Raw genomic sequence first — 22,176 nt, 5'->3', positions numbered from 1 at the left:
GACTTCCCTCCCCCTCCGGGAGGATTCACAGTGGCGCGACCGTGCCGGATTCTCACCGGTGCTTCCGTCATACCGTCGTCTTGTCGTCAGTGACCGTACCGCGCTTACGCTCGCCTTATGAAGAGCGCATTGGTTCGAGTCCAGCTCGTGAGACCTCCGATGAGCGAAGCCGAGCGGCTGCACCGGTTCCCGTACGGGGATCCGTGCCCCGGGTACGAGGGGCTGCGTGGGCAGGATCACGGCGTCTGGGCCGGGCGGACCATGGACGAGGTGGCCGCCGGGGAGCCGGACGCGCTGCGGCTCTGGATGACCGACACCGCCTACGCGCCCCCGGGCGGCGGGGAGTCGGTGGACGCGCTGGTCGCGCGGGTCGGCGCGGCGCTGGCCGGGCTGGCGCCGGGGACGCACCGGCCGGTGGTCGGGCAGGGCGTCGTACGGGCGGCCGTCGTACGGGCGCTGGGGCTGCCCGCGGCGGCCTTCTGGCGCCTCGACGTCAGGCCGGACTCCGTGACCACCCTGACGGGCCGTTCCGGGCGCTGGAACCTGCTCGTGGGGCAGCCGCAGGAGTAGCGAGCGAACCCCCGAACGCCGGTTCGGCCCGGCCCCCTTGGCGGGGCCGGGCCGAACCGGTCGGAACAGGTGGGAACAAGTGGGGCGTTACGCCACGATCCAGTCGCTGGTCGCGATGACCGGCTGGACGCCGTCGCGGTGGATGGTGCCCTCGATCAGACCGTACGGGCGGTCCGCCGCGAAGTAGACCTCGTTGTCGTTCTTGAGGCCGAAGGGCTCCAGGTCGACGAGGAAGTGGTGCTTGTTGGGGAGGTTGAGGCGGACCTCGTTGACCTTGGGGCAGTTGTCGAGCACGCGCTCGGCCATCTGGTTCAGGGTCTGCTGGAGCGAGTACGAGTAGGTCTCCGCGAACGCCTCGAGCATGTTCTTGCGGACCTTCTTGTACGACTGGTCCCAGTCGAACTCCGGGTCGTCGGCGGCCAGCGCCGAGTGCGCCCAGCGCGCGGTGACCTTGGTCGCCAGGATGCGGTCGTACGCTTCCTTCAGAGTCGTGTACTTGTCCTTGATGTAGCCGTGGAATTCGGAGTTGGTCGAGTTCATCACGGTCAGGTCCTTCAGACCCGAGATGACCTGGAGACCGGTCGTCTCGCTGTACGTGACCTGCGTGGTGCGCACCTCGCTGCCCTTGAGCGAGAACGAGTGCTGCTCCTTGCGCGACGGGACCGGGATCCGCTCCCAGGCGAACTCCTCGATCCGGATCTGCGCCTCGCGGATCGGCTCCTGGGAGGAGACGAAGTGCTTGGCGAGCAGGATGCCGAAGGCCTCCGGGGAGTCGACGCCGTGCTCCTTGCCGAAGGCGTACACCGTGTTCTTGGTGGTGTCGGTCGGCAGGCAGTTGGCGTTGTCGCCGGTCAGGTGGACATCGCGGAACTCACCGCGGAGGGCGACCGAGACGTTCAGGTCGCGGATCTCGTGCCAGGAACCGTCGTTGCCCTTGCGGGTGACCTTGACGATGCGGTTCTCGGCCTTGCCGTACTGGTTCTGGGCGAGGACGTGCTTGCTCATGCGCTGTCTTCCTTCGGTACTCGGGAACACGGAGTCCGGTCATCTGGATCCCGTACGCCCGGCGTCCGGCGGACGCGCAGCCCGCCCCCCGCCGTTCGATCACGTACTCGGAGAAGACTCAGGAGGACGTGGACCGCCCCGGGACTGACGTGCATCCCGGTCCGTAGGTGCCTGTTGATTCCAGCACGTTCACATGCCGTTCGTAAGGGAGCGAATCCTCCGAGAACAGGCACCCACGACTTGGGCAACCGTACGATCTGCGCAGGTCAGACCGTGTGTGCGTCGGCGACGGTCAGGGCTTCGTCGATGATCCGCAGCCCCTTCGCCACGTCCTCGGCCGACACGTTGCACGGCGGCGCGACGTGGAGGCGGTTCCCCGCGATCAGCGGCCACAGCCCGGCCTTCTTCAGGGCCGCGCCGAATTCCGCCATGGGGGCGTTGTCGGCCCCGGCCGCGTTGTACGGGACCAGGGGCTCGCGCGTCTCCTTGTTCCGTACGAGCTCCAGGGCCCAGAAGGTGCCCATGCCCCGGACCTCCCCGACGGACGGGTGCCTCTCGGCGATCGCGGCGAGCCCCGGACCCAGCAGCTCCGTGCCCGTGCGGGCGGACTGCTCGACGATGCCCTCCTCCTCCATGACGTTCACGGTGGCCACGGCCGCGGCGCAGGCCAGCACGTGCCCGGAGTACGTCAGCCCGCCCGGGTAGGGGCGGCGGGCGAAGGTCTCGGCGATGGCGGCCGAGATGGCCACGCCGCCGAGGGGGACGTAGCCGCTGGTGATGCCCTTGGCGAAGCAGATCAGGTCGGGGGTGACGTCCCAGTGCTCGGAGGCGAACCACTTACCGGTCCGGCCGAAGCCGACCATGATCTCGTCGAGGATGAAGACGATGCCGAAGCGGTCGCAGAGCTCGCGCACGCCCGCCAGGTAGCCCTCGGGGTGCACGAGGACGCCGGGGGCGCCGCCGACGGTCTCCAGGATGATTCCGGCGATGGACTGCGGGCCCTCGAAGACGATGGTGTCCTCGAGGTGGCGCAGGGCGCGCGCGCACTCCTCGGCCGCGTCGGCGGAGTAGAAGGGTGAGCGGTAGGCGAACGGCCCCCAGAAGTGCACGACCCCGGCGGTCGCGGTGTCGTTGCCGAAGCGGCGCGCGTCGCCCGTGAGGTTGATCGCGGTGGAGGTGGCGCCGTGGTACGAGCGGTACGCGGAGAGGATCTTGGGGCGGCCGGTGTGCAGCCGGGCCATGCGGACGGCGTTCTCGACGGCCTCGGCACCCGCGTTGGTGAAGAAGATCTTGTCGAGGTCGCCGGGGGTGCGCTCGGCGATCAGCCGGGCGGCCTCGGAGCGCACGTCCACGGCGAATCCGGGCGCGACGGTGCAGAGCTTCGCCGCCTGCTCGGCGATGGCGGCGGCGACCTTCGGGTGCTGGTAGCCGATGTTCGTGTAGACGAGCGCGCTGGAGAAGTCGAGGTAGCGGTTGCCGTCGTAGTCCCAGAAGTACGAGCCCTCGGCGCCGGCGACGGCGAGCGGGTCGATGAGCTCCTGGGCCGACCACGAGTGGAAGACGTGCTTGCGGTCGGCATCTTTCACTGCGGCTTTGGCGGCGGCGAGGGCGTCGGCTTCTGCGTTCATGGATCGAGCGTAGTTGTCCGGCATGTGGATACCTCTCCGTGTACGGATCTGCGTGCGGGGGCCGAGGTCAACGGGGCTGCGGGCGGGTCGGCGGCCGGTCGGACGGCGCGGCGGAGGCCGGTCAGACGACGTGCCGGCCGCCGGTCAGACGATGTGTCGACCGCCGTCGACCGTGAGGACGTCGCCCGTCGTGTAGGCCGCGTCGACCAGGTAGAGCGCGGCCTCGGCCACGTCCTGCGGCGTGCCCACCCGGCGCAGCGGGGTGTTCTCGGTGATCCACTCGCGCGAGCTCTCCCAGACCTCGTCCGCGCCCTCGTACCAGGGGGTGTCGATGAGCCCGGGCGCGATCGCGTTCACCCGGACGGCCGGTCCGAGCTGGGAGGCCAGCAGCCGGGTCATGTGGTTGACCGCCGCCTTGCTGACCGCATACGGGATGGAGCTGCCGAGCGCGCGGGTGGCGGAGACGGAGGAGATGTTGATGATCGAGGCGCCACCGGGCTTCGCGTCGGAATCGGGAGCAGCGGCGGCGCGTTCCGCGGATTCCCGCAGGTGGGGGGTGGCGGCGGTGATCATCTGCCAGGTGCCCACGACGTTGACCTCGAAGATCTCGCGCCAGGCGTCGGCATCGGCCGCGTCCAGATCGCCCAGGGGGATGAACCGGGTGACGCCCGCGTTGTTGACCAGGATGTCCAGGCGCCCGTACGCGTCGATCGCCGTCTGCACGATCCGCCGCGCGTCGGCGGCGTCGGCGACGTCTCCCCGTACGTAGACCGCGTCCGGCAGCTCGGCGGCGAGCGCCTTGCCCGCGTCCTCGCTGCGCGCCGAGTTCAGGACGACCCGGATGCCGGCCGCGGCCAGTCTGCGGGCGATCCCGGCGCCGATGCCGGAGGACGACCCGGTGATGAGGGCGACGCGGGTCTCGGCCGGGGCTGCGGGGGTCTGCTCGGGCATTGCGTTCCTCCTGGCAGGGGGATTTCCGTGTGCGGGACGGCCGGAGCATAGCGCGGATCCCGTATGTCGGAAGTGAGTTTCCGCTATCCGGAATCCAAACCTTCGAAGCGGGCCTTCACATCGCCCACCATCGGGCGAATCGGTACATACCTGCCTACCCTGAGCGAACGGCACGCATCGGCACCATCCACGGTGTTAGGGACCCGTAAAAGCCGCACCTCCGGGCGTATGGGCCCCGTCAAGGGTGTCCGTGCGACCCCCTGACAGGCGTTCCACTCAGAGATGTCCGACAAGAGGTGTCCTGAAAAGCACCCCCGCCCTCGAAATCCCCGGGAGCTCACGATGGCCGATCTGGCCTTCGTCGTCACCACGATCGCGGTCTTCGCACTGGTGGTACTCGTCGCCAAGGGGGTGGCCAAGCTGTGAACGCCGAAAACATCATCGGCCTGCTGGTGGCCGTGGCGCTGCTGGGCTACCTCGTCATCGCCCTCGTGTTCCCGGAGAGGTTCTGAGCCCCGATGAGTCCCGTTCTTGCCGGGGTGCTCCAGCTGCTCGCGCTCATCGCGGCCCTGGCCCTCTCCTACCGCCCGCTGGGCGACTACATGGCCCGCGTCTACTCCTCGGAGAAGCACTGGGCCCCCGAGAAGTGGATCTACAAGGCCATCGGCGCCAACCCGTCGGCCGAAATGCGCTGGCCCGCCTATCTGCGCGGGGTCCTCGCCTTCTCGGCGATGGGCGTCCTCTTCCTCTACCTCCTCCAGCGCGTCCAGGGCGGCCTGCCCGGCTCGCTGGGCTTCGCCTCCATCAAGCCGGACCAGGCCTTCAACACGGCCGCCTCCTTCGTGTCGAACACGAACTGGCAGTCGTACGCCGGCGAGCAGGCCATGGGCCCGCTCGTCCAGACCGGCGGCCTGGCCGTACAGAACTTCCTCTCCGCCGCGGTCGGCATGGCGGTGGCCGTGGCCCTCGTACGGGGCTTCGCGCGCTCCCGTACCGGCGAGCTCGGCAACTTCTGGTCGGACCTGGTCCGCGGCACCGTCCGCATCCTGCTGCCCCTGTCGGTGATCGCCGCGGTGGTGCTGGTGGCCTGCGGGGTCATCCAGAACTTCTCCGGGATCCACGAGGTCGGCCAGTTCATGGGCGGCACCCAGCAGTGGAACGGCGGGGCCGTCGCCTCGCAGGAGGCCATCAAGGAGCTGGGCACCAACGGCGGCGGCTACTTCAACGCCAACTCCGCCCACCCCTTCGAGAACCCGAGCCCCTTCTCGAACCTCTTCGAGATCTTCCTGATCCTCCTCATCCCCTTCGCCCTGACCCGCACCTTCGGCCGCATGGTCGGCTCCGTCCGCCAGGGCTACGCGATCCTCGCCACGATGGTGACCATCTGGCTCGGCTTCACCGCCCTGATGATGTGGACGGAATTCAGCCACCACGGCCCGGCGCTCCAGGCGGCCGGCGGGGCGATGGAGGGCAAGGAGACCCGCTTCGGGATCGGAGCCTCCGCGATCTTCTCGGTCGCCACGACGCTGACCTCGACCGGCTCGGTCAACTCCTTCCACTCCTCCTACACGGGACTGGGCGGCGGAATCCAGCTGTTGGGCATGCAGCTCGGCGAGATCGCCCCCGGCGGCGTCGGCTCCGGGCTCTACGGCATGCTGATCATGGCGATCATCGCGGTGTTCATCGCGGGCCTGATGGTCGGCCGGACCCCCGAGTACCTGGGCAAGAAGATCGGCACCCGCGAGATCAAGTTCGCGGCCTGCTACATCCTGATCACCCCGACGCTGGTCCTCGGCTTCACGGCCCTGGCGATGGCCCTGCCCACGCCCGTGCACTCGATGTCCAACGGCGGCGCGCACGGCTTCTCCGAGGTCCTCTACGCCTACACCTCGGCCGGCAACAACAACGGCTCGGCCTTCGCGGGCCTGAACGCCGACACCCAGTGGTTCAACACGACCACCGGACTGGCGATGCTGCTCGGCCGCTTCCTGCCCATGGTCTTCGTCCTCGCGCTGGCCGGCTCGCTCGCCGAACAGCAGCCGGTCCCCGCGACCGCGGGCACCCTGCGCACCGAGAAGCCGCTGTTCACCTTCCTCCTCGTCGGCACGATCATCATCGTCACCGGCCTCACCTACTTCCCGGCGCTGGCGCTGGGCCCGCTCGCCGAAGGGCTCGCCTCATGAGCACCATCACCCCCACCCGTGCCCCGCACGGGGACCTGCCCAGCGGTCACAAGCCCGAGAAGGCCCGGATCGGCGGCGGGATCTTCGACCCGAAGCAGCTGCTGAAGTCCTTCCCGGACGCGGTGAAGAAGCTCGACCCGCGCGTGATGGTCAAGTCCCCGGTCATGTTCGTGGTGCTGATCGGCTCCGTACTGACCACCGCCCTGGCCATATCCGACCCGGGCAACCTCTTCGGCTGGGCGATCACCGGCTGGCTCTGGCTGACCACGATCTTCGCCAACCTCGCGGAGGCCGTGGCCGAGGGCCGCGGCAAGGCCCAGGCCGACACCCTGCGCAAGGCCAAGACGGACACCGTCGCGCGCCGCCTGAACGGCGCCGTCGAGGAGACCGTGCCCGGCACGGAGCTCCGTATCGGCGACCTCGTGGTCTGCGAGGCCGGAGACATCATTCCCGGCGACGGAGACGTAGTCGAAGGCGTCGCATCCGTCGACGAATCCGCCATCACCGGCGAATCGGCCCCCGTCATCCGCGAGTCCGGCGGAGACCGCAGCGCCGTCACCGGCGGCACCAAGGTCCTCTCCGACCGCATCGTCATCAAGATCACGACGAAGCCCGGCGAGACGTTCATCGACCGCATGATCGCCCTCGTCGAAGGCGCGGCCCGCCAGAAGACGCCCAACGAGATCGCGCTCAACATCCTGCTCGCGTCCCTCACGATCGTCTTCCTGCTGGCCGTCGTCACCCTCCAGCCCTTCGCGATGTACGCGCACGCCAAGCAGTCGATGATCGTGCTCACCGCCCTGCTGGTCTGCCTCATCCCCACCACCATCGGCGCGCTGCTCTCCGCCATCGGCATCGCCGGCATGGACCGCCTGGTCCAGCGCAACGTCCTGGCCATGTCGGGGCGCGCGGTGGAAGCCGCCGGTGACGTCTCCACCCTCCTCCTCGACAAGACCGGCACCATCACCCTCGGCAACCGCCAGGCCTCCGAATTCGTCCCGGTCAAGGGCACGACGGAAGCCGAACTCGCCGACGCCGCCCAGCTGTCCTCCCTCGCCGACGAGACCCCCGAGGGCCGCTCGATCGTGGTGCTCGCGAAGGAGAAGTACGGTCTGCGCGAACGCCACCAGGGCGAGCTCGCGCACGCCACCTGGATCGAGTTCACCGCCCAGACCCGCATGTCGGGCGTGGACGTGGACGGCAAGCAGACCCGCAAGGGGGCGACCGGCTCGGTCGTCGCCTGGGTCAAGGAGCAGGGCGGCACGGTCGCCGAGGACGCCCAAGCGCTCACGGACCGGATCTCCGAGGCCGGCGGCACCCCGCTGCTGGTCGCCGTCAAGGACGACAAGGGCGCCCGCGTCCTGGGTGTCATCCACCTCAAGGACGTGGTCAAGGAGGGCATGCGCGAACGCTTCGACGAGCTGCGGCGCATGGGCATCAAGACCATCATGATCACCGGCGACAACCCGCTGACCGCGAAGGCCATCGCCGAAGAAGCGGGCGTGGACGACTTCCTCGCGGAAGCCACTCCCGAGGACAAGATGGCCCTCATCAAGCGGGAGCAGGCCGGCGGCAAGCTCGTGGCCATGACGGGCGACGGCACGAACGACGCCCCGGCCCTCGCCCAGGCGGACGTCGGCGTAGCCATGAACACCGGCACCTCGGCCGCCAAAGAGGCCGGGAACATGGTGGACCTGGACTCCAACCCCACCAAACTCATCGAAATCGTGGAGATCGGCAAGCAGTTGCTGATCACCCGAGGCGCACTGACCACCTTCTCCATCGCCAACGACGTGGCGAAGTACTTCGCGATCATCCCGGCCATGTTCGCGGTGGTCTACCCGGGCCTCGACAAGCTCAACGTCATGGGCCTGTCCTCGCCGAACTCCGCGATCCTGTCGGCCGTCATCTTCAACGCGCTGGTGATCATCGCCCTGGTCCCGCTCGCCCTCAAGGGCGTCCAGTACCGGCCGACCAGCGCCGACAAGATGCTCCGCCGCAACCTCACCCTTTACGGACTCGGCGGCCTCATCGCCCCGTTCATCGGCATCAAGCTCATCGACATGATCGTCTCCCTCATCCCCGGGATCGGCTAAGGCTATGAACAACTCTGTAGGCAACACCGCACGGTTGATCGGCGCCGGCCTGCGAGCCCTGCTCGTCCTCACGGTCCTCTGCGGGGTCCTCTACCCCCTGGCCATCACCGGCATCGCCCAGGCCGCCTTCCCCACCAAGGCCAACGGCTCCGAGATCAAGGACGCGACCGGCAAGACCGTCGGCTCCTCCCTGATCGGCCAGTCGTACGGGGACGACCTGCGCTGGTTCCAGGGCCGCCCGGCGGCGGGCCTGGGGAAGAACACCCTCAACACGCAGTACGAACTGCTGGTCTCCGGAGCCACCAACAAGGCGGCGGACAGCCCGGAGCTCCTGAAGTCGGTGCAGGAGGCCAAGGCCAAGGCCCTGCTCGACAACACCGTCCCCGGCTGGACCCCGCGCCTCTCCGACATCCCGGCGGACGCGGTCACCTCCTCCGGCTCCGGCCTGGACCCCAACATCTCCCCGGCCTACGCGGACCTCCAGATCCACCGCGTCGCACAGCGCAACGGCCTCCCGGTGGCGGCGGTCGAGAAGCTGGTCGCGGACCACACCGAGGGCCGCACGCTCGGCTTCATGGGAGAGCCCCGCGTCAACGTCCTGGAGCTGAACACGGCGCTGAAGGCCATCGCCCAGAAGTAGCCAACTCCCGGTTCCGGCCGGGAGACCGGATGTTCTACTGACGCTCATGGGGAGCTCATACACGGACTGCGGACTGTCGCGGGTGCGAATTCTGGTCGGGCGGCGTCCGGGCGGACCGGTCATGACCCGGGTGCGCTGATCCGGCGGCCGGAGATGCCCGGACCGCCCTCGTCACCTCCCACCCGCCTCCCCGCACTGCTTCGGGCCAATCCCGACTTCCGGCGGCTGCTCTGCGCCTCGGCGTTCAGCCTGACCGGGGACTGGTTCACCCTGGTCGCGCTGAGCGGGTTCGTGTACCGGCAGACCGGGTCGGCCGCGTTGACCGCGGTGCTGTTCGCCGTCAACTCCCTGCCCCGGGTGGCCCTGGTCCCGCTCATCGGCCCGCTGACCGACGGCTTCGACCGGCGGCGGCTGCGGATCGCCTGCGATCTCGGCGCGGTGGTGCCGGTCTTCGGGCTGCTGGCCGCCCTGCGGCTGGGGTCGGTGCCGCTCGCGTTCTGCTGTCTGGCCCTGCTGTCGGCGTTCGCCGCCGTGTCCAGCCCGCTCCCCGAGACCGTGCTGCCCAACCTGGTGGCCGACCAGGACCTGCCGGCGGCCCAGGCCGCGCTCGGCGCCGTGTACTCCGGCGGGCTGCTGGTCGGCGCCGGGCTCGGCGGGCTGGTCGCCGCGGTGGGCGGCGCCTCCGTCACGCTGCTCGTGGACGCGGCCTCGTTCGCCGTCTCCGCCCTCCTCGTCGCCAGGATCCGCAGCCCGTTCGCGACGGATGCCCCCGACCACCGGATGCGGGTCCGCGCCGATACCGCGGAGCTGGGCCGCTTCGTACGGGCCACGCCCGCCGTGGTCGCGTACCTGTGGCTGACCGCCGGACTGCGGCTCTCCTACGGAATGGTCGGACTGCTGCCCGTCTACGCCCTGGCCCGCTTCCACGTCGGGGAGTCCGGGGTCGGCGCCCTGTACCTGGCCCAGGGCGTCGGAGCCGTCCTCGGCCCCTTCGTCGGCCGACGGCTCGCCGGTGGTTCGCAGCACCGGCGGTTCTACGTGACCTCGGGCGGCCTGGCCGTCTTCGGGGCCGGATACCTGGCCCTGGCCCAGGCCGACCACCTGGCCCTGGGCATGGCCGCCGCCGCGGTGGGCCACGTAGGAGTGGGGGCCTGCGGGATCCTTTCGCTCAACGGCCTACAGGTGGCCAGCCCCGACCACATCCGGGGGCGGATCATGGTCCTGGCCTTCGGACTCGCCGCCGGTCTGCAGGGCATTTCCGCCCTCGCCATCGGCCCGCTGGCCGCCGCCTTCGGCATGGCGGCCGCCACCCGCGTGCTGGCCGTCTTCGCCCTGGTCTGGGCCACGGTCTGGATGATGCGCCTGGAGCGCACGCTCCGGAAGGGGGCCTAGGCCGTCTCTTTCGGATCATGCCGGGACTCGTCCCCGTAGCCAGTGGTGACTGAGCGCGAACGAGGTCGACGCGGGTCAGTGCGGTACCCAATCATGTGTTCATGCCCCTGAGAGAGACCCTTGCCCGAGTCGATGCGGACCTGGCCGCCGGCCGGATTCCCGTCGCGCGCCAGCGTTTGCGCGGTCTCGTCTCGTCCTTCCCCCACGACCTGACGCTCCGGCGGCGCCTGGCCGAGGTGTACCGGCTCTACGGCGAATCCGCCGAGGCCGGACGCTGGATGTACCTCGAAGAGGACCGCGACCCCGACGAGACCGCCGCCTTCGAGGCGAGGTACGGGTTTCTCGGACGGCACATGAAGGCCCTCGCCTGGCGCGGCCCCGAGGCGATGGCCGCCACCTCCTTCGCGATGGGGCAGCTGGTCGCGGTGCGGACCGCCCGCGCCGAGGAGCTGGGGCACCCCGTCGACTGGGACGACCCCGCCTCCTACCTGGACGGCCCGGAGGGGCAGCAGGAGGCGTCCTCCGCGCCGTGGACGGTCGTCGGTGTGCTGGCGTGCGTCGGCGGCCTGGTGGGGGTTCTTGCGTTCCTCGCGGTCTGGGTGAACGGATTGATTGCGCTCTGGGCCGACAAGTCCTGAGTCCTGACGTCCGTCTTCCTCGGGCTCGCCTACGGAATTCCTCCCCGGCTCTAGCCGGAAACCGCCTGCGACCAGCAAGAATGGACCCCTTGGTCGACGCGCGGGGGATGGTGTGACGGAAGGTCGGGAGATATCCCGGATATCTCGTATGCCCGGGATGGCCAGAACCTGCGGGGTCCCCGGGACCGCCAGGGCTGCCGGGGCCGCGGGGACCACGAAGAGCACGGAGGTCCCCCAGGAGTACCTCGACGGCTACGTCCGGATCCTCGGGCACGCCGCGGACACCGGCCGCCGCCCCGGCCGCGACGAGCTCGATGCCCGGCGCGCGGAGGGCGAACGGGCCGCCGAGGCCGGGTACGGGCTGCGCACGCTGATCGGCGCACACCTGGCCGTGACCCGGCAGGCACTGGCCGGCCGGATCGCCGCGCACCACGTGCTCGCGGCGGTGGAACAGGCCGTCGACGCCTTCGCCGAGGGCTACGAGCGGTCCCAGCGGCTCGCGGTCCGCCAAGAGGAAGCGGCCCGCCGGGAGTTCATCGACGACCTGCTCCTCGGGCGCAGCGACCTGGGCCGGCTGAGCGCGCGGGCCGACCGTTTCGGCCTGCACCTGGCACAGGCGCACTCGGTGGCGGTGGCGCGCGGACCCGAGTCGTACGAGGACACGGGCGCGGCGATCCGGCAGGTGGAACTGGCCCTCGCCGGGCGGTTCGGCCACCGTACGTTCCTGCTCGCCACCAAGGACGGCCAGCTGATCTGCGTGGCGCCGGGCGACCAGGACGACCTCCTCACACACTTCGCCAAGTACGCGTACGCCGCCGTGGCCGAACGGGGCCTCGTCGCGATCGGCCGACCCCATCCGGGCGCGGGCGGGGTCGTGACCTCGTACGAGGAGGCCCTGAACGCCCTCGACCTCGCCGACCGCCTCCTCCTCGAGGGCCCGGTGCTGCGCTCCGCCGACCTGCTGGTCTTTCCGGTACTGGCGCGGGACCGGGCGGCCATGACCGACCTGGTGGCGACCGTCCTGGGCCCCCTGCAAGCGGGCCGCGGCGGAGCCGGTCCGCTGCTGGACACGCTGACCGCGTACTTCGACTCCGGCTGCGTGGGCGCGGCGGCGGCCCGGCGGCTGAACCTGAGCGTGCGCGCACTGACGTACCGCCTGGAACGCATCCACCGGCTGACGGGAACGGACCCCGGCGACCCGGTGCAGCGCTACACCCTCCAGACGGCGGTGATCGGGGCCCGGCTGCTGAACTGGCCGGAGCGGCCGCTGTAGCCGCTCCACGCCCGTTCCCCGGCCGTTCTTCAGCGCTCCTCGGCCGCTACAGCCTCTCGGCGAGCGCCCTCGCCATCGCGACGGTCGGGACCGCCTCCCTCATCCGCCGGTACGGGGTCAGGTCCCGCAGGAGCCGTCCGAGCGCCTCGTGCACCGCGCGGGACTGCACGGCCGGGACGGCCGTGAGGAACGCCCGCCAGTGTTCGCACGCCCGGGTGAGGTGACCGAGGCGCAGCAGCGTCTCCGCGAGGGCGGCGTTCGTGAGCGCGGTGGCCCGGTGCTGCCCGACCGCACGGCCGCGCAGGGAACGCTCCAGCGCCTCCACCGCGGCCAGGAACTCGCCGAGCGCGAGGTGCGTCCGGGCCCGGGCGAAGTCGAAGTCGGCGCGGGCGTACGTGTCGAAGGGACCGGCGGGTTTCTCCGCGGTGTGCCGTGCGTGCACCAGGTCGGCGGCGGCCAGATCCGCGGCGGCCGCCGCCCGCTCCCCCACGTGCGCGTGCGCCGCGGCGCGCTGGACCAGCAGGAACGCCAGCGTCCCGGGCTCCCCGTCGGCGGGGGCGGTGTCCACCGCCATCCGGGCCAGGCGCACCGCGTACCCGGGCTGCCCCAGCCGCCCGGCGTGCGCGCTCATCGCGCGGAGCGTGATGGCGTACATCCGGCGGTCCCCCGCCTGCCGGGCCAGCCCGAGGGCGATGGCGTGGTACTCCTGCGCGAGCCCGTGGTACCCGGCGTCCACGGTCATGTCTCCGAGCAGGTGCGTGAGTTGCGCGTACCCGCGGAGCACGTCCTCCTCCACCGCCGTCGGGTGTTCCGCGCAGACCCGCGTCCGCGCGAGCACGCCGCCCGGGGCGGCTCCGTTCCCCGCCCCTGTTCCCGCCTGGCCCGCCGTCCCCGCCCCACCCGCCCCGCCCGTCCGGCCCGCCCTGCCCGTCCAGGAGCGGCGTGCGGCGAAGGCCCCCGCGTCCTGGGCCAGCCAGGCGGCCAGGGCCGCGCGGGTGCGGGTACCGCCATGGGCGAGGTAGAGCCCCGAGAAGCTCCCGGCCAGGGCCCGCAACTGCTCCGCGTGCGTGGCGAGATGGCGCCGCGCGGCCAGCTCCGCGACACGGGGGGCGGCGGAACCGGGCCGGGGCGCGGGGGCCGCCTGGTTCTGCTCCCCGGCCCGGCTCGGTTCCCATTCCTCGATCGGGACCGGCTGGTACGGACTGCGGAGCAGGGGCGGGCGGGTGTGCGGGTCCGCGTCCGCCCGGGCCTGGAGGGCGAGGCGGCGCAGCCCCTCCGCCGTCGGCCCCGCGCCGGAGGCGGCAGCGCCGGATGCAGCGGTGGCCGGACGGGCATCCCCGGCGGGGTCGGGGCCGGGTTCCGCAGCGCCACCGAGTCCGGAAGCGGAACCCGAACCGGAACCGGAGGTCGGCCCGGAACCGGAACCGGAACCCGAGCCCGAGCCCGAGCCCGAGCCCGAGCCCGAGGCAGCGCCCCGGAGGCCCGGGGCGGGGTCGAAGCCCGCCTCCTCCACCGTCACGAAGCGCCCGCAGCGGTCGGTCAGCGCCGCCGCTATCAGCTCGGGCACGGGCCGCCGAGGCCTCGTACCCGACAGCCAGTGCGCCACCGCGGTCCGGTCGTACCGCAGGGCCAGCCCGTGCAGCGTCCCCAGCGCGTTGACCCCGCGCGCCAGCTCCGCGCCGTTCCACCCGGCCTCGGCCAGCAGCTCCGCCAGCCGTTCGTTGGCCCGTCTGCGGGTCACGGCAGCCACCCCGCATTCAACGCTTTCACCACTGCGCCCCCCGCATTCCCTTCTTCCGCCGCGCCCCCTGGTGTTCGCTGGAGCCGTTCCCATCGGATTCCACGGACCGGAGACCCATGTCTGCCTCGGAAACGGCCACCGCCACCGCCGCGCACGCGTACTCGTTCCCCTATCGGATTTCCGGAGTCGGAGCCCAGATCGGCGACATCATCTCCGTCGAGGACTGGGCCGGGCTCGCGCACATACCGCACCGCAAACGCGCCGGAGAGGAAGTGTCCGGCGCCGATATCGAGCGCATCCTCGGGGTCGCTTCCAAGAGCTGGGACCGCGAGCGGTTCGGTTCGCTCGACAGCGTCGTCGACGTCGCCCGCCAGGCCCTGCGCTCGGCCCGCGCGGAGCCCGGCGACATCGATGCGGTCTTCGTCGCCACGTGCACCCCGTACGAGATCATGCTCGACCAGGACGCCTTCAACCTGCTGCGGCGCCTGCGCATCCCCGACAGCGTGCCCCCCTTCCAGCTGGGCGCAGGCTGCGGCGGGCTCTCCCGCGTCGCCGCCCATCTCGCCCGGACGCGGGCCGAACGCGCGCTGGTGATCTCGTACAACGCCGCCAGTCCCATCGGGATCGACGACAACGGCGTGATTTCCCAGTACCGCGGCGAGGGCGAAGACGGTTCCGGCGGCGGGCATCCCTTCGCGCACACCCTGTGGTGTTCCGGCGCGCTGTTCTCCGATGCCGCCACCGCGCTCGTATTCGAGCGGGACGAAAACTTCGACGGCGTCGGCTTCTATTCGCGCGATTCCCTCGATTTCGGAGGCGAACCCGGATTCAGTGATCCGCTCATCCATTACCCGGGTGGCGGCGCTCTTCACCCGCCGGGTTTCCCCGGTTCCACCGAGCTCTCCGCATTCGGACTCAACGGCCCGGAACTGGCCCGCTATTACTCGCGCGGCATGATGCTGAACCAGGAGACCATGGACGCGCACCGGCCCGGTTTCGTGGACGAGGTCCAGCGCATCTACACCCACCAGGCCGGGCCGGCGCTGGTCGAGGACTACCACCGGCTCGCCGGGCTGGACGCGCGCAAGGCCCCCGCGCACGCCCGTGAACTCGGCAATCTGGTCACCTCCGCGACCCCGGTGCTCTTCTACACCGATGTCGTCAACGGCCTGGTCGACGGGGGCGACACCGTCTGCTTCTCGGTCATCGGCGCGGGTCCCGAGCGCGGGGCCTTCCTCGTACGGGTCTCGATCCCGGGCGAGGTCACCGTCACCGCGCCCCTGCCGCCGGTCCCGGCCGCCGCCCGGGCCGACGGACCCGACCTGGCCTCCCGAGCCGCGAGAACCACCGCCACCGCGTAGGAGCACGTGCCCCCACCTCCTCCGAAACGAGTCCGCCGTGTACATCGCCCTCGCCGGTGCCGCAGGCCCCACCGGTATCCGGCTCGCCGCCGAACTGCTCGGCCGCGGTCACCACCTGACCCTGCTCACCGCCACCGACGTACGGCAGAGCAGGCTCCTGCTGGCCCGTCAGCTCGCGCTGATCGGGCTGTATCCCGAGTACGTCGACCTCCTCGCGGCCCGCCTCGACGCACGCCGGGCCTCCGAAGTCCTGGCCGGGGAGGCCGCCGGCGGCTTCGATGCCGTCTGGTGCGTGGAGCAGCCCGCCGCCACCGTGGCCGCGCTGCTGCCCCTCGCCTCCGCGGGCCCGCGGCCCACCGCGTTCCACCTGGTCACCACCGGGGACACGGGTCCGGCCGGGCGGACCGTGGCCGCCGCGGCCGTGCGGGAGGGGTTCCCGGCCGGGGTGCACTGCCTGGCTCCGACCGTGAGCGACCTGCCCGACCATCCGGAGCTGCCACGGCCGGTGTTCACCCGGCTCGCGGTCGCCGAGGCCACCCGGCCGAGCCCCCTGCCGGTGCTCGGCGCCCCGGAGGCCCCGCAGGCTCCGGCGGCCGTCAGCCTGCTGCCGCTGACCGCCACGGCCGCCGCCCTGGCGGACGCCGCCGGGGCGGCGGGCTGGTCGGGGCTGCGCCACATCGGCTGGGTGCACGCGCACCCCGTCGAGGCCGCGGCCCTGGCCCGGGCGCTCGGCCCCCAGCTGGCCGTACGGGTACTGCGGCGCCTGTCGGCGCTCCAGCCGACGGCGGCGACCACCGAGCTGGCCCTCCCTCCGCTCGGCGCCGGCTACCTCACCCGGGCCGCGGCGCCCGCACGGCCCCTCGCCCGAGCTCCGGAGCGGGCGCCGGACCGGACCCCGGAGCGGGTGTGAGCACAGCCGCGCCCACCGGCGGGAACCCGGCCGAACGCCCCTGGCGGGAGCGGCACGTGGTGGACGGCCTGGCGGACGCCCTGCGCGAGGCGGCCGCGGAGCGGGTTCTGGGCAGCGCTCTGACGGTGACGAAGCCACCGCTCCCGGAGCGGGGCCCGGCGGCCGGGGCGTAGCGGGGGCCCATGGCCAGGGCGTATGCGTAAGGATCATTCATGGCTCAAGGACAAGCGGCCCGGTCCACCCCCGCAACTCGCGCCGACACTCCGTCGCCCCGTCCCGCTTGACAGGTTTTCGCATGTGGCAGAACGTGCCGCCGACCCGACACGCCCGAGGCCCCGCCTTGACGTTCTCACCCGTTCGGGCGCACGCCTTCCACATCCTGGTCACCGCCCGGCCCACCGGCCGCCATCTGCGAAGACGGTCCCACCTCGGGGTGACATGACGGTGACGCGCCGTCAGTTATTCGTGTTACACGAGGAGCCCGGGCGCGGAGAGGAGTCCACTGCTCTCAGGACCCGGCCGCCCGAGCCGGACCAGGAGGGATTCTCATGCCCCGCGCCCAGTGGATGGTCGGCGTGCTGACGGTGACTCTGCTGATCGTCGGGATAGGGGTGTTGCACTCCACCGAGGGAGCCCGGCCCGCCTCGCCCACCGCCGGTGACGCGCTGCCGTCGCGGGTGCTGGGGCTGTCGGGCCCGCGGCGGCTGGCCCGGCAGCTGGATCATTCGGACGGGCACACCACCGGCAAGGGCACCCGGCGGCCCCTGCGCGCGGGGGTGGCGCCCCTGCCGGCGGCACGACCGCTGCGGCTGGTCATCCGGAGCCTGCGGGTCGACGTGCCGCTGACGGGCGGGACCCCGGTGGGCGGGGCGGGCGGGCCGGACCTGGTGGACGGGGCCGTCTGGAACTCCGCGGGTCCCGCCCCGGGCGCGGCCGGCACCGCCGAGGTCTCCGGGGAATCCCTCCGTCTCGCCGGGCTCCGGCGCGGGCAGACGGTCGAGATCCCCCGCGCCGACCGGCGCACGGCCGTTTTCACCGTGTACCGGGTCTCGCCCGCCGGGGTCTCCGAGCACGAGGGGGCATCCGGCAAGGCCCAACTCCGGCTGATCAGCGGCGAGACCGCCGTCCTGGCCCGCCTCACCGGACACCGCCGCACACCTCGCTGACGAACCCCGGGACGATCCCGGGACCGCCCCCGGGAGCGGATGCGTCCCGGACCCGTTCAGCAGTCACCCCCCTCGGCCATCTGTCAGCCGTGGGGGGTGTCTTCGTCCCCCGGTCGGGGGGATCTCGAGTCCGGGCGGGGAGTTGGTCCGCCTACCGGGGCAGACCCTCCGCATGAGCGGGACGCGGCATGCGCCGATGGCACTGAGCAGGGCCCTGAGGGTGCCCCTGACCGTGCTCTGCGTGGTGCTGCTGTGCGTGTTCGGCACCGGCAGGGGCCTGTCCCCCGCATCGGCCGAAGGCCCCCGTTCCACCTCCTCGGCCCCCGCCGAGCCCACCGAGAGCCCTGCCGACCCGGCAGGGGATCCCGAGGTACGGCTGGCGGCACGGGTGAGCGAGCGCGACATCCCGGGCGTACGGGGGCTGCAGCGGCCAGTGTTTCACGTGAAACACGCCGTGGGGTCCGCGGATGCCGCCTCGCACCGGACGGGGACGGCCGCGCCGACGGCTTCCCTCCTGCCGGTCCGGAGTGTGGTCCTGCGCTGCTGAGCGGTCCGAGAGGTCACGCCACAGCACGCATCCCCCCACTCCGAGCAACGCGAGGTTCCGTCATGCCCATCGACCCGTACCTGGCCCTGAACGCCATGCTCCGCGCCGAGGCCGCCCGCTTCTCCCCGTCCGCCCCGCAGGCGACCCAGCCCGGCCAGGCCGGACAGCTGCGCCGCTCCGAATCCGAGACGGCCGCGACCTCCGAAGCCCCGGGCCCGGACACCGCGGCCGAGTAGCCCGGTCCGTCCGCGTCGTCCGCGAGCGGACATGAGGCGGCACCGGTTCCCGCGCCCTCGGCAACGGAGAGTGGTCACGTGAGGTTCGACCACGGGGCACGGGAACCGGCGCCATCGATCAGTCTCCGCCGGGAGGGCGTCCGCCCGCCTCGGCCGTTCGTCCGCAGTGTCCCGGCCGAAAGTACCGACCGCGACGGCTTGCTCCTGACGCGGTCCTCGGGCTAGTCCTCCCGCGTGTAGTAGCGGTAGAAGGCCGCCGCGGCGACGCCCGCGCCGACCAGCAGGGAGATGCCCGAGGACTTGAAGATGCTCTCGCCCGCCAGGCTGTACAGGTAGCCGAAGGAGATGCCCGCGAAGGCTCCGTACGCCGCCGCGTGCAGCTCCCGCTTCAGCCGGGGCCCGATCCGGGCCAGGGCGAACAGGCAGGCGGCGAAGATCGCGCCGCACAGGATCCCGTAGAAGACGTTGCCCGCGTCCACGGGCCCCATCTGGCGCTTCATGAAGGCGGCGTAGACGCCGTAGACGAGTCCCATCAGCAGGGGACGGGTCAGGGCGGACCTGCTCAGGTGGGTCGTGCCTCCGGCGGCCGTCTGCCGGTGCCGCCCGGGGGCGGTGGGTGCCGCATGTGCCATGACGGGCTCCTCTCTCCCATCATCCAGGGCACACCCGCCGCCCCGGACCGGCAACTGGATCACTCGTACGGACCCCTGCGGAGGGCCTGCGCCGACCGGCCGCCACCCGCCCGCAGTACCCCCGGTCGCGCCGGGCGGCCGCCCGTCTTTCCCTGGTGACGTGCGGACCATTCTCTCGGCGGTACTCATCGCGCTCGTGGCCCTCCTGGTGCCCGCGAGCGCCGTCGCGTACTGGGCCGACCACGAGCTCGGCAACGCCGACCGGTACACCGAGGCCATGTCCCCGCTCGCCTCGGATCCCGCCGTGCAGAACCTCGTCGTCACCCAGGCCGGGCGCGCCCTGTCCGGGCAGATCGACGCGGGCCCCTTCCAGGGCGGGGTCGACGCCCTGCTCGGGGAGGCGCTGCGCTCCTTCGTGGGAACCCCCGCCTACCGCACCGCCTGGGACGCCGCCAACCGGGCCGCCCACACCGCCTTCCTCGAAGCGCTCAACAGCGGTCACGGCGACGCCCTCACCATCGATCTCGCCCCCGTGATCGCACAGGTCAAGGGCGATCTCGTCAACAACGGGGTGCCGCTCGCCGACCGCATCCCGGTGACCCACCTGTCGGTGAAGGTCATGGAGTACGACAACCTCGGCGCGCTCCGGAAGGGCTTCCACATGCTGCAGATCGCCGGGGTCTGGCTCCCCGTGCTGACCGTGGTGCTGGCCGCGACGGCCGTCGCCGTGGCCGTCCGCCGCCGGCGCGCGGTGCTGGCCACCGGGCTGGGGCTCGCGGTCGGGGCCGTCCTGCTGTGGGTGGCCGTGGTGCTGTGCCGCCGCCTCACCCTGGACGACCTCCCGGCCGATGTGGACCGGGCGGCCGCCGAGGCCGTGTACGACGCGCTCACCGCGTTCCTGCGGACCACCGCCTGGGTGGTGCTGGCCGTCGGACTCGCCGCGGCCCTGGCCGCCTGGCTGATGGGCCGACTGCGCCGCACCCCATAAGCTCGGAAGGGTACGGATTACCACGTAAATCCGCGCAACAGCGCAGAAGAACCGATTCGCGAGCGGCGGAACCGGAAGCGGGAATGAGCACCGAACGCACCGAAGAGATACCGTCCGGGCGGGCCCGGCACAGACCGGGACGGTCCCTCCCGCTGTCTCCGCCCGCCTGGCTCCTGAAGGGGCTGCGGCCGTCTTCCGCGCCGATCCCCTGGGCCGCCGTGCTGCGCGCCGGGATCGCCATGGCCGCCCCGCTGGCCGTGGGCTTCGCCCTCGACGAGCCCGAGTACGGTGCGCTCGTCTCGATGGGCGCCCTGTCCGGGGTCATCGGCGACATCGCCGACGCCTACCGGATGCGCATCCTGAACATCGCCGTGCCCCAGCTCTTCGGCGCCGTCGGCGTCGCGCTCGGCACCCTCGTCTTCGGCCACGGCTGGGTCGCCGTCGGCATGCTCACCCTGATCGCCCTGGTCTCCGGGATGATCTCCTCGATCGGTACGGTCGCCTCCGTCTCCGGGCTGATGCTCCTGCTGAACGCCGTGGTCGGCGCCGGTCTGCCGATGCCGCAGCCCTGGTGGACGGCCCCGCTGCTGCTGAGCGCGGGCGGGCTGTTCGTCCTCGCACTGACCCTGCTGGGCTGGCCGCTGCGCGGCCGGCAGCCGGAGCGGGCGGCCGTGGCCGCCACCTACCGGGCGCTGGCCGACGCGCTGGAGGCCGCCGGCGGTCCCTCTGCCCGCTACGACGAGCGCCGCCAGCAGGTCACCCAGGCCCTGAACCAGGCCTACGACCTCGTGCTCGGCCGCCGGGCCCGGGTGCACGGCCGCAGCCCCGCGCTGGTGCGGATGCTGGCCCAGCTGAACGTGCTGATCCCGCTGGTCGAGGCAGCGCCCGCCGCGCACCTGCGGCGCAGGCCCCTGGCCCCAGAGATCCCTGCGGCCGTACGGGAGCTGGCCGCGGCCGTCGAGGAGGGCCGCACCGGAACCCCCGTACTGGACCTGCCCGCGCCGGACAGCCAGTCCGAGCGGGCCATCGACGCGGCCCTGCGCCACGCGGCGAACATCGTGCTGACGCCCGATCCGGACATGCGCAACGTCGACGACCGGCTCGGCCGGCCCGCCGCCCTGCGGGTCCGGGCCGTGCGGGCGGTGCGCGACATGATGTTCTCCGAGGCCTCCTGGCGGTACGGGCTGCGGCTCGCGCTGTGCATCGGACTGGCCCAGGCGCTGGTGTCGGTGGTGGAGATCGAGCGGTCCTACTGGGTCGCGCTGACCGTCACCTTCGTCCTCAAGCCCGACTTCGGCTCGGTGTTCTCCCGCGCCGTCCTGCGCGCGCTGGGCACCGCCGCCGGGCTGGTCATCGCGGCCGCCGTGCTCTCGGAGGTGCCGCGCGGCTGGTGGGACGTGCCGGTGATGATGGTCCTCGCCGCGCTGATCCCGGCCTTCTCCGTCAAGGGGTACGCCTTCCAGACCGCCGCGATCACCCCGGTGATCCTGCTGCTCTCCGACCTGCTCAACCACCAGGGCTTCGATCTGATCCGGCCCCGGCTGCTGGACAGCCTGATCGGCTGCGCCATCACCCTGGTCGCGGGCTACCTGCTGTGGCCCGAGAGCTGGCACACCCGGATCGGGGACCGGCTCGCCGACACGGTGGACGACGCGGCGCGGTACGTGGAACGCGCGTTCGGCAGCCACCCCGACACCGAAGCGGGGCTGCGGGCGGCGCGGACCGCCCGGCTCCAGGCCCGGCGGCGGATCTACCGGGAGCTGTCCGGAGTCCGCAGCGAGTTCCAGCGGGCGCTGACCGAACCGCCGCCGACCGGGGCCCGGGCGGCCGCCTGGTGGCCGCTGGTCGTGGCCGTGGAGCGGATCGTCGACGCGACCACCGCGGCCAGGGTCCGGGTCAACCACGGCGCGGAGCCCCCTCTCCCCTCGGAGGCCGAAGCCATCGCCGAGGACCTGCGCGGCCTGGCCCGCGGCGTCCGCAGGGTCCAGAGCCCGGAGCTGATGGATCCCCCGGTCGCCCCTTCGGTGGACGAGGACTCGGTACTGGCCCCCGTCCGGCAGGAGCTGGCGGCGGCCCGCGCCATCGCCGACCCGAAGCGCGAAGCCCCGTAGGCCGCAGGCCGGGGCCGCAGGCCCGGTCAGGGGCGGGGCCGCAGGCCGGGGCCGCAGGCCGGGGCCGCAGGCCCGGTCAGGGGCGGGGCCGCAGGCCCGACGGCCGTG

The 22,176-nt window shown here is 72.2% G+C and carries 22 protein-coding genes; 17 read left to right on the top strand and 5 right to left on the bottom strand.

Annotated elements, in window-relative coordinates:
• Positions 1-159 precede the first annotated feature (159 nt).
• Positions 160-570 carry a histidine phosphatase family protein gene (locus OG490_RS19405; protein ID WP_330297561.1) on the top strand — a complete coding sequence of 137 codons (411 nt, stop codon included), beginning with the start codon at positions 160-162 and terminating at the stop codon, positions 568-570.
• 87 nt (positions 571-657) lie between these two features.
• Here OG490_RS19405 and pucL read toward each other — a convergent pair whose 3' ends face one another.
• The 3 genes from pucL to OG490_RS19390 all read right to left on the bottom strand — a co-directional run bounded on the left by pucL (position 658) and on the right by OG490_RS19390 (position 4,154).
• Entirely contained in the window at positions 658-1,575 is a 918-nt protein-coding gene (gene pucL / locus OG490_RS19400) for a factor-independent urate hydroxylase (protein ID WP_330297560.1), read from the bottom strand.
• 266 nt (positions 1,576-1,841) lie between these two features.
• Complete coding sequence (locus OG490_RS19395; RefSeq protein WP_330297559.1) at positions 1,842-3,203, bottom strand: aspartate aminotransferase family protein; 1,362 nt, start codon at positions 3,201-3,203, stop codon at positions 1,842-1,844.
• 144 nt (positions 3,204-3,347) lie between these two features.
• Positions 3,348-4,154: an SDR family NAD(P)-dependent oxidoreductase gene (locus tag OG490_RS19390; protein ID WP_330297558.1), complete on the bottom strand. Its 807-nt coding sequence runs from the start codon at positions 4,152-4,154 to the stop codon at positions 3,348-3,350.
• Positions 4,155-4,436: 282 nt separating this feature from the next.
• Here OG490_RS19390 and OG490_RS19385 point away from each other — a divergent pair, with 282 nt between their 5' ends.
• The 8 genes from OG490_RS19385 (at position 4,437) to OG490_RS19350 (ending at position 12,376) form a co-directional block, all read left to right on the top strand.
• Positions 4,437-4,580 carry a hypothetical protein gene (locus OG490_RS19385; RefSeq protein ID WP_330297557.1) on the top strand — a complete coding sequence of 48 codons (144 nt, stop codon included), beginning with the start codon at positions 4,437-4,439 and terminating at the stop codon, positions 4,578-4,580.
• On the top strand, positions 4,577-4,666 hold the full coding sequence (gene kdpF / locus OG490_RS19380; protein ID WP_330297556.1) for a K(+)-transporting ATPase subunit F: 90 nt from the start codon (positions 4,577-4,579) through the stop codon (positions 4,664-4,666). The genes OG490_RS19385 and kdpF overlap by 4 nt, the downstream gene beginning before the upstream one ends.
• Before the next feature lie 6 nt (positions 4,667-4,672).
• The gene (kdpA, locus tag OG490_RS19375; protein ID WP_330297555.1) at positions 4,673-6,337 is read left to right on the top strand and encodes a potassium-transporting ATPase subunit KdpA; all 1,665 of its coding nucleotides are present in this window, start codon (positions 4,673-4,675) and stop codon (positions 6,335-6,337) included.
• Positions 6,334-8,433, top strand: coding sequence for a potassium-transporting ATPase subunit KdpB (gene kdpB, locus OG490_RS19370; RefSeq protein WP_330297554.1), 2,100 nt, complete (start codon positions 6,334-6,336; stop codon positions 8,431-8,433). The genes kdpA and kdpB overlap by 4 nt, the downstream gene beginning before the upstream one ends.
• A 4-nt stretch (positions 8,434-8,437) precedes the next feature.
• Positions 8,438-9,073, top strand: a complete 636-nt coding sequence (gene kdpC / locus OG490_RS19365; protein WP_330297553.1) for a potassium-transporting ATPase subunit KdpC — start codon at positions 8,438-8,440, stop codon at positions 9,071-9,073.
• A 153-nt stretch (positions 9,074-9,226) separates the two neighbouring features.
• Positions 9,227-10,465, top strand: coding sequence for an MFS transporter (locus tag OG490_RS19360; RefSeq protein WP_330297552.1), 1,239 nt, complete (start codon positions 9,227-9,229; stop codon positions 10,463-10,465).
• Between the two features lie 101 nt (positions 10,466-10,566).
• On the top strand, positions 10,567-11,103 hold the full coding sequence (locus OG490_RS19355; RefSeq protein ID WP_330297551.1) for a DUF6584 family protein: 537 nt from the start codon (positions 10,567-10,569) through the stop codon (positions 11,101-11,103).
• Between the two features lie 148 nt (positions 11,104-11,251).
• Entirely contained in the window at positions 11,252-12,376 is a 1,125-nt protein-coding gene (locus tag OG490_RS19350) for a PucR family transcriptional regulator (RefSeq protein WP_443065840.1), read from the top strand.
• A gap of 46 nt (positions 12,377-12,422) precedes the next feature.
• On the opposite strand, the gene OG490_RS19345 is transcribed toward OG490_RS19350, so the two are convergent.
• A complete protein-coding gene (locus tag OG490_RS19345; RefSeq protein WP_330297549.1) occupies positions 12,423-14,117 on the bottom strand; it encodes a hypothetical protein in 1,695 nt (564 codons plus the stop codon).
• A gap of 116 nt (positions 14,118-14,233) precedes the next feature.
• Between OG490_RS19345 and OG490_RS19340 the strand changes: the two genes are divergently transcribed.
• The 6 genes from OG490_RS19340 (at position 14,234) to OG490_RS19315 (ending at position 18,337) form a co-directional block, all read left to right on the top strand.
• Positions 14,234-15,478, top strand: a complete 1,245-nt coding sequence (locus OG490_RS19340) for a 3-oxoacyl-[acyl-carrier-protein] synthase III C-terminal domain-containing protein (protein WP_330297548.1) — start codon at positions 14,234-14,236, stop codon at positions 15,476-15,478.
• Positions 15,479-15,515: 37 nt separating this feature from the next.
• Positions 15,516-16,388 (top strand): hypothetical protein, encoded by an 873-nt coding sequence (locus OG490_RS19335; protein WP_330297547.1) that lies wholly within the window; start codon positions 15,516-15,518, stop codon positions 16,386-16,388.
• Positions 16,385-16,561, top strand: coding sequence for a hypothetical protein (locus OG490_RS19330; RefSeq protein ID WP_330297546.1), 177 nt, complete (start codon positions 16,385-16,387; stop codon positions 16,559-16,561). The genes OG490_RS19335 and OG490_RS19330 overlap by 4 nt, the downstream gene beginning before the upstream one ends.
• A 375-nt stretch (positions 16,562-16,936) precedes the next feature.
• Positions 16,937-17,554, top strand: coding sequence for a class F sortase (locus OG490_RS19325; protein ID WP_330297545.1), 618 nt, complete (start codon positions 16,937-16,939; stop codon positions 17,552-17,554).
• Positions 17,555-17,750: 196 nt separating this feature from the next.
• On the top strand, positions 17,751-18,101 hold the full coding sequence (locus OG490_RS19320) for a hypothetical protein (protein ID WP_330297544.1): 351 nt from the start codon (positions 17,751-17,753) through the stop codon (positions 18,099-18,101).
• Positions 18,102-18,163: 62 nt separating this feature from the next.
• Positions 18,164-18,337, top strand: coding sequence for a hypothetical protein (locus OG490_RS19315; protein ID WP_330297543.1), 174 nt, complete (start codon positions 18,164-18,166; stop codon positions 18,335-18,337).
• A gap of 221 nt (positions 18,338-18,558) precedes the next feature.
• Here OG490_RS19315 and OG490_RS19310 read toward each other — a convergent pair whose 3' ends face one another.
• Positions 18,559-18,969: a hypothetical protein gene (locus OG490_RS19310; RefSeq protein ID WP_330297542.1), complete on the bottom strand. Its 411-nt coding sequence runs from the start codon at positions 18,967-18,969 to the stop codon at positions 18,559-18,561.
• A 160-nt stretch (positions 18,970-19,129) separates the two neighbouring features.
• Here OG490_RS19310 and OG490_RS19305 point away from each other — a divergent pair, with 160 nt between their 5' ends.
• On the top strand, positions 19,130-19,957 hold the full coding sequence (locus tag OG490_RS19305; protein WP_330297541.1) for a hypothetical protein: 828 nt from the start codon (positions 19,130-19,132) through the stop codon (positions 19,955-19,957).
• Between the two features lie 83 nt (positions 19,958-20,040).
• On the top strand, positions 20,041-22,068 hold the full coding sequence (locus OG490_RS19300) for an FUSC family protein (protein ID WP_330297540.1): 2,028 nt from the start codon (positions 20,041-20,043) through the stop codon (positions 22,066-22,068).
• The last annotated feature ends 108 nt before the right edge of the window (positions 22,069-22,176 follow it).

This window comes from Streptomyces sp. NBC_00503 (assembly GCF_036346895.1).
Taxonomy (GTDB): domain Bacteria; phylum Actinomycetota; class Actinomycetes; order Streptomycetales; family Streptomycetaceae; genus Streptomyces.
The sequence above is the reverse complement of the archived record's forward strand: the minus strand, read 5'-3'. Positions and strand labels throughout refer to the sequence as shown.

Coding starts and splice junctions, on each gene's coding strand:
- OG490_RS19405 (WP_330297561.1), top strand. CDS start 160: ATGAGCGAAGCCGAGCGGCTGCACCGGTTCCCGTACGGGGATCCGTGC.
- pucL (WP_330297560.1), bottom strand. CDS start 1,575: ATGAGCAAGCACGTCCTCGCCCAGAACCAGTACGGCAAGGCCGAGAAC.
- OG490_RS19395 (WP_330297559.1), bottom strand. CDS start 3,203: ATGAACGCAGAAGCCGACGCCCTCGCCGCCGCCAAAGCCGCAGTGAAA.
- OG490_RS19390 (WP_330297558.1), bottom strand. CDS start 4,154: ATGCCCGAGCAGACCCCCGCAGCCCCGGCCGAGACCCGCGTCGCCCTC.
- OG490_RS19385 (WP_330297557.1), top strand. CDS start 4,437: ATGTCCGACAAGAGGTGTCCTGAAAAGCACCCCCGCCCTCGAAATCCC.
- kdpA (WP_330297555.1), top strand. CDS start 4,673: ATGAGTCCCGTTCTTGCCGGGGTGCTCCAGCTGCTCGCGCTCATCGCG.
- kdpB (WP_330297554.1), top strand. CDS start 6,334: ATGAGCACCATCACCCCCACCCGTGCCCCGCACGGGGACCTGCCCAGC.
- kdpC (WP_330297553.1), top strand. CDS start 8,438: ATGAACAACTCTGTAGGCAACACCGCACGGTTGATCGGCGCCGGCCTG.
- OG490_RS19360 (WP_330297552.1), top strand. CDS start 9,227: ATGCCCGGACCGCCCTCGTCACCTCCCACCCGCCTCCCCGCACTGCTT.
- OG490_RS19355 (WP_330297551.1), top strand. CDS start 10,567: ATGCCCCTGAGAGAGACCCTTGCCCGAGTCGATGCGGACCTGGCCGCC.
- OG490_RS19350 (WP_443065840.1), top strand. CDS start 11,252: ATGCCCGGGATGGCCAGAACCTGCGGGGTCCCCGGGACCGCCAGGGCT.
- OG490_RS19340 (WP_330297548.1), top strand. CDS start 14,234: ATGTCTGCCTCGGAAACGGCCACCGCCACCGCCGCGCACGCGTACTCG.
- OG490_RS19325 (WP_330297545.1), top strand. CDS start 16,937: ATGCCCCGCGCCCAGTGGATGGTCGGCGTGCTGACGGTGACTCTGCTG.
- OG490_RS19320 (WP_330297544.1), top strand. CDS start 17,751: ATGGCACTGAGCAGGGCCCTGAGGGTGCCCCTGACCGTGCTCTGCGTG.
- OG490_RS19315 (WP_330297543.1), top strand. CDS start 18,164: ATGCCCATCGACCCGTACCTGGCCCTGAACGCCATGCTCCGCGCCGAG.
- OG490_RS19310 (WP_330297542.1), bottom strand. CDS start 18,969: ATGGCACATGCGGCACCCACCGCCCCCGGGCGGCACCGGCAGACGGCC.
- OG490_RS19300 (WP_330297540.1), top strand. CDS start 20,041: ATGAGCACCGAACGCACCGAAGAGATACCGTCCGGGCGGGCCCGGCAC.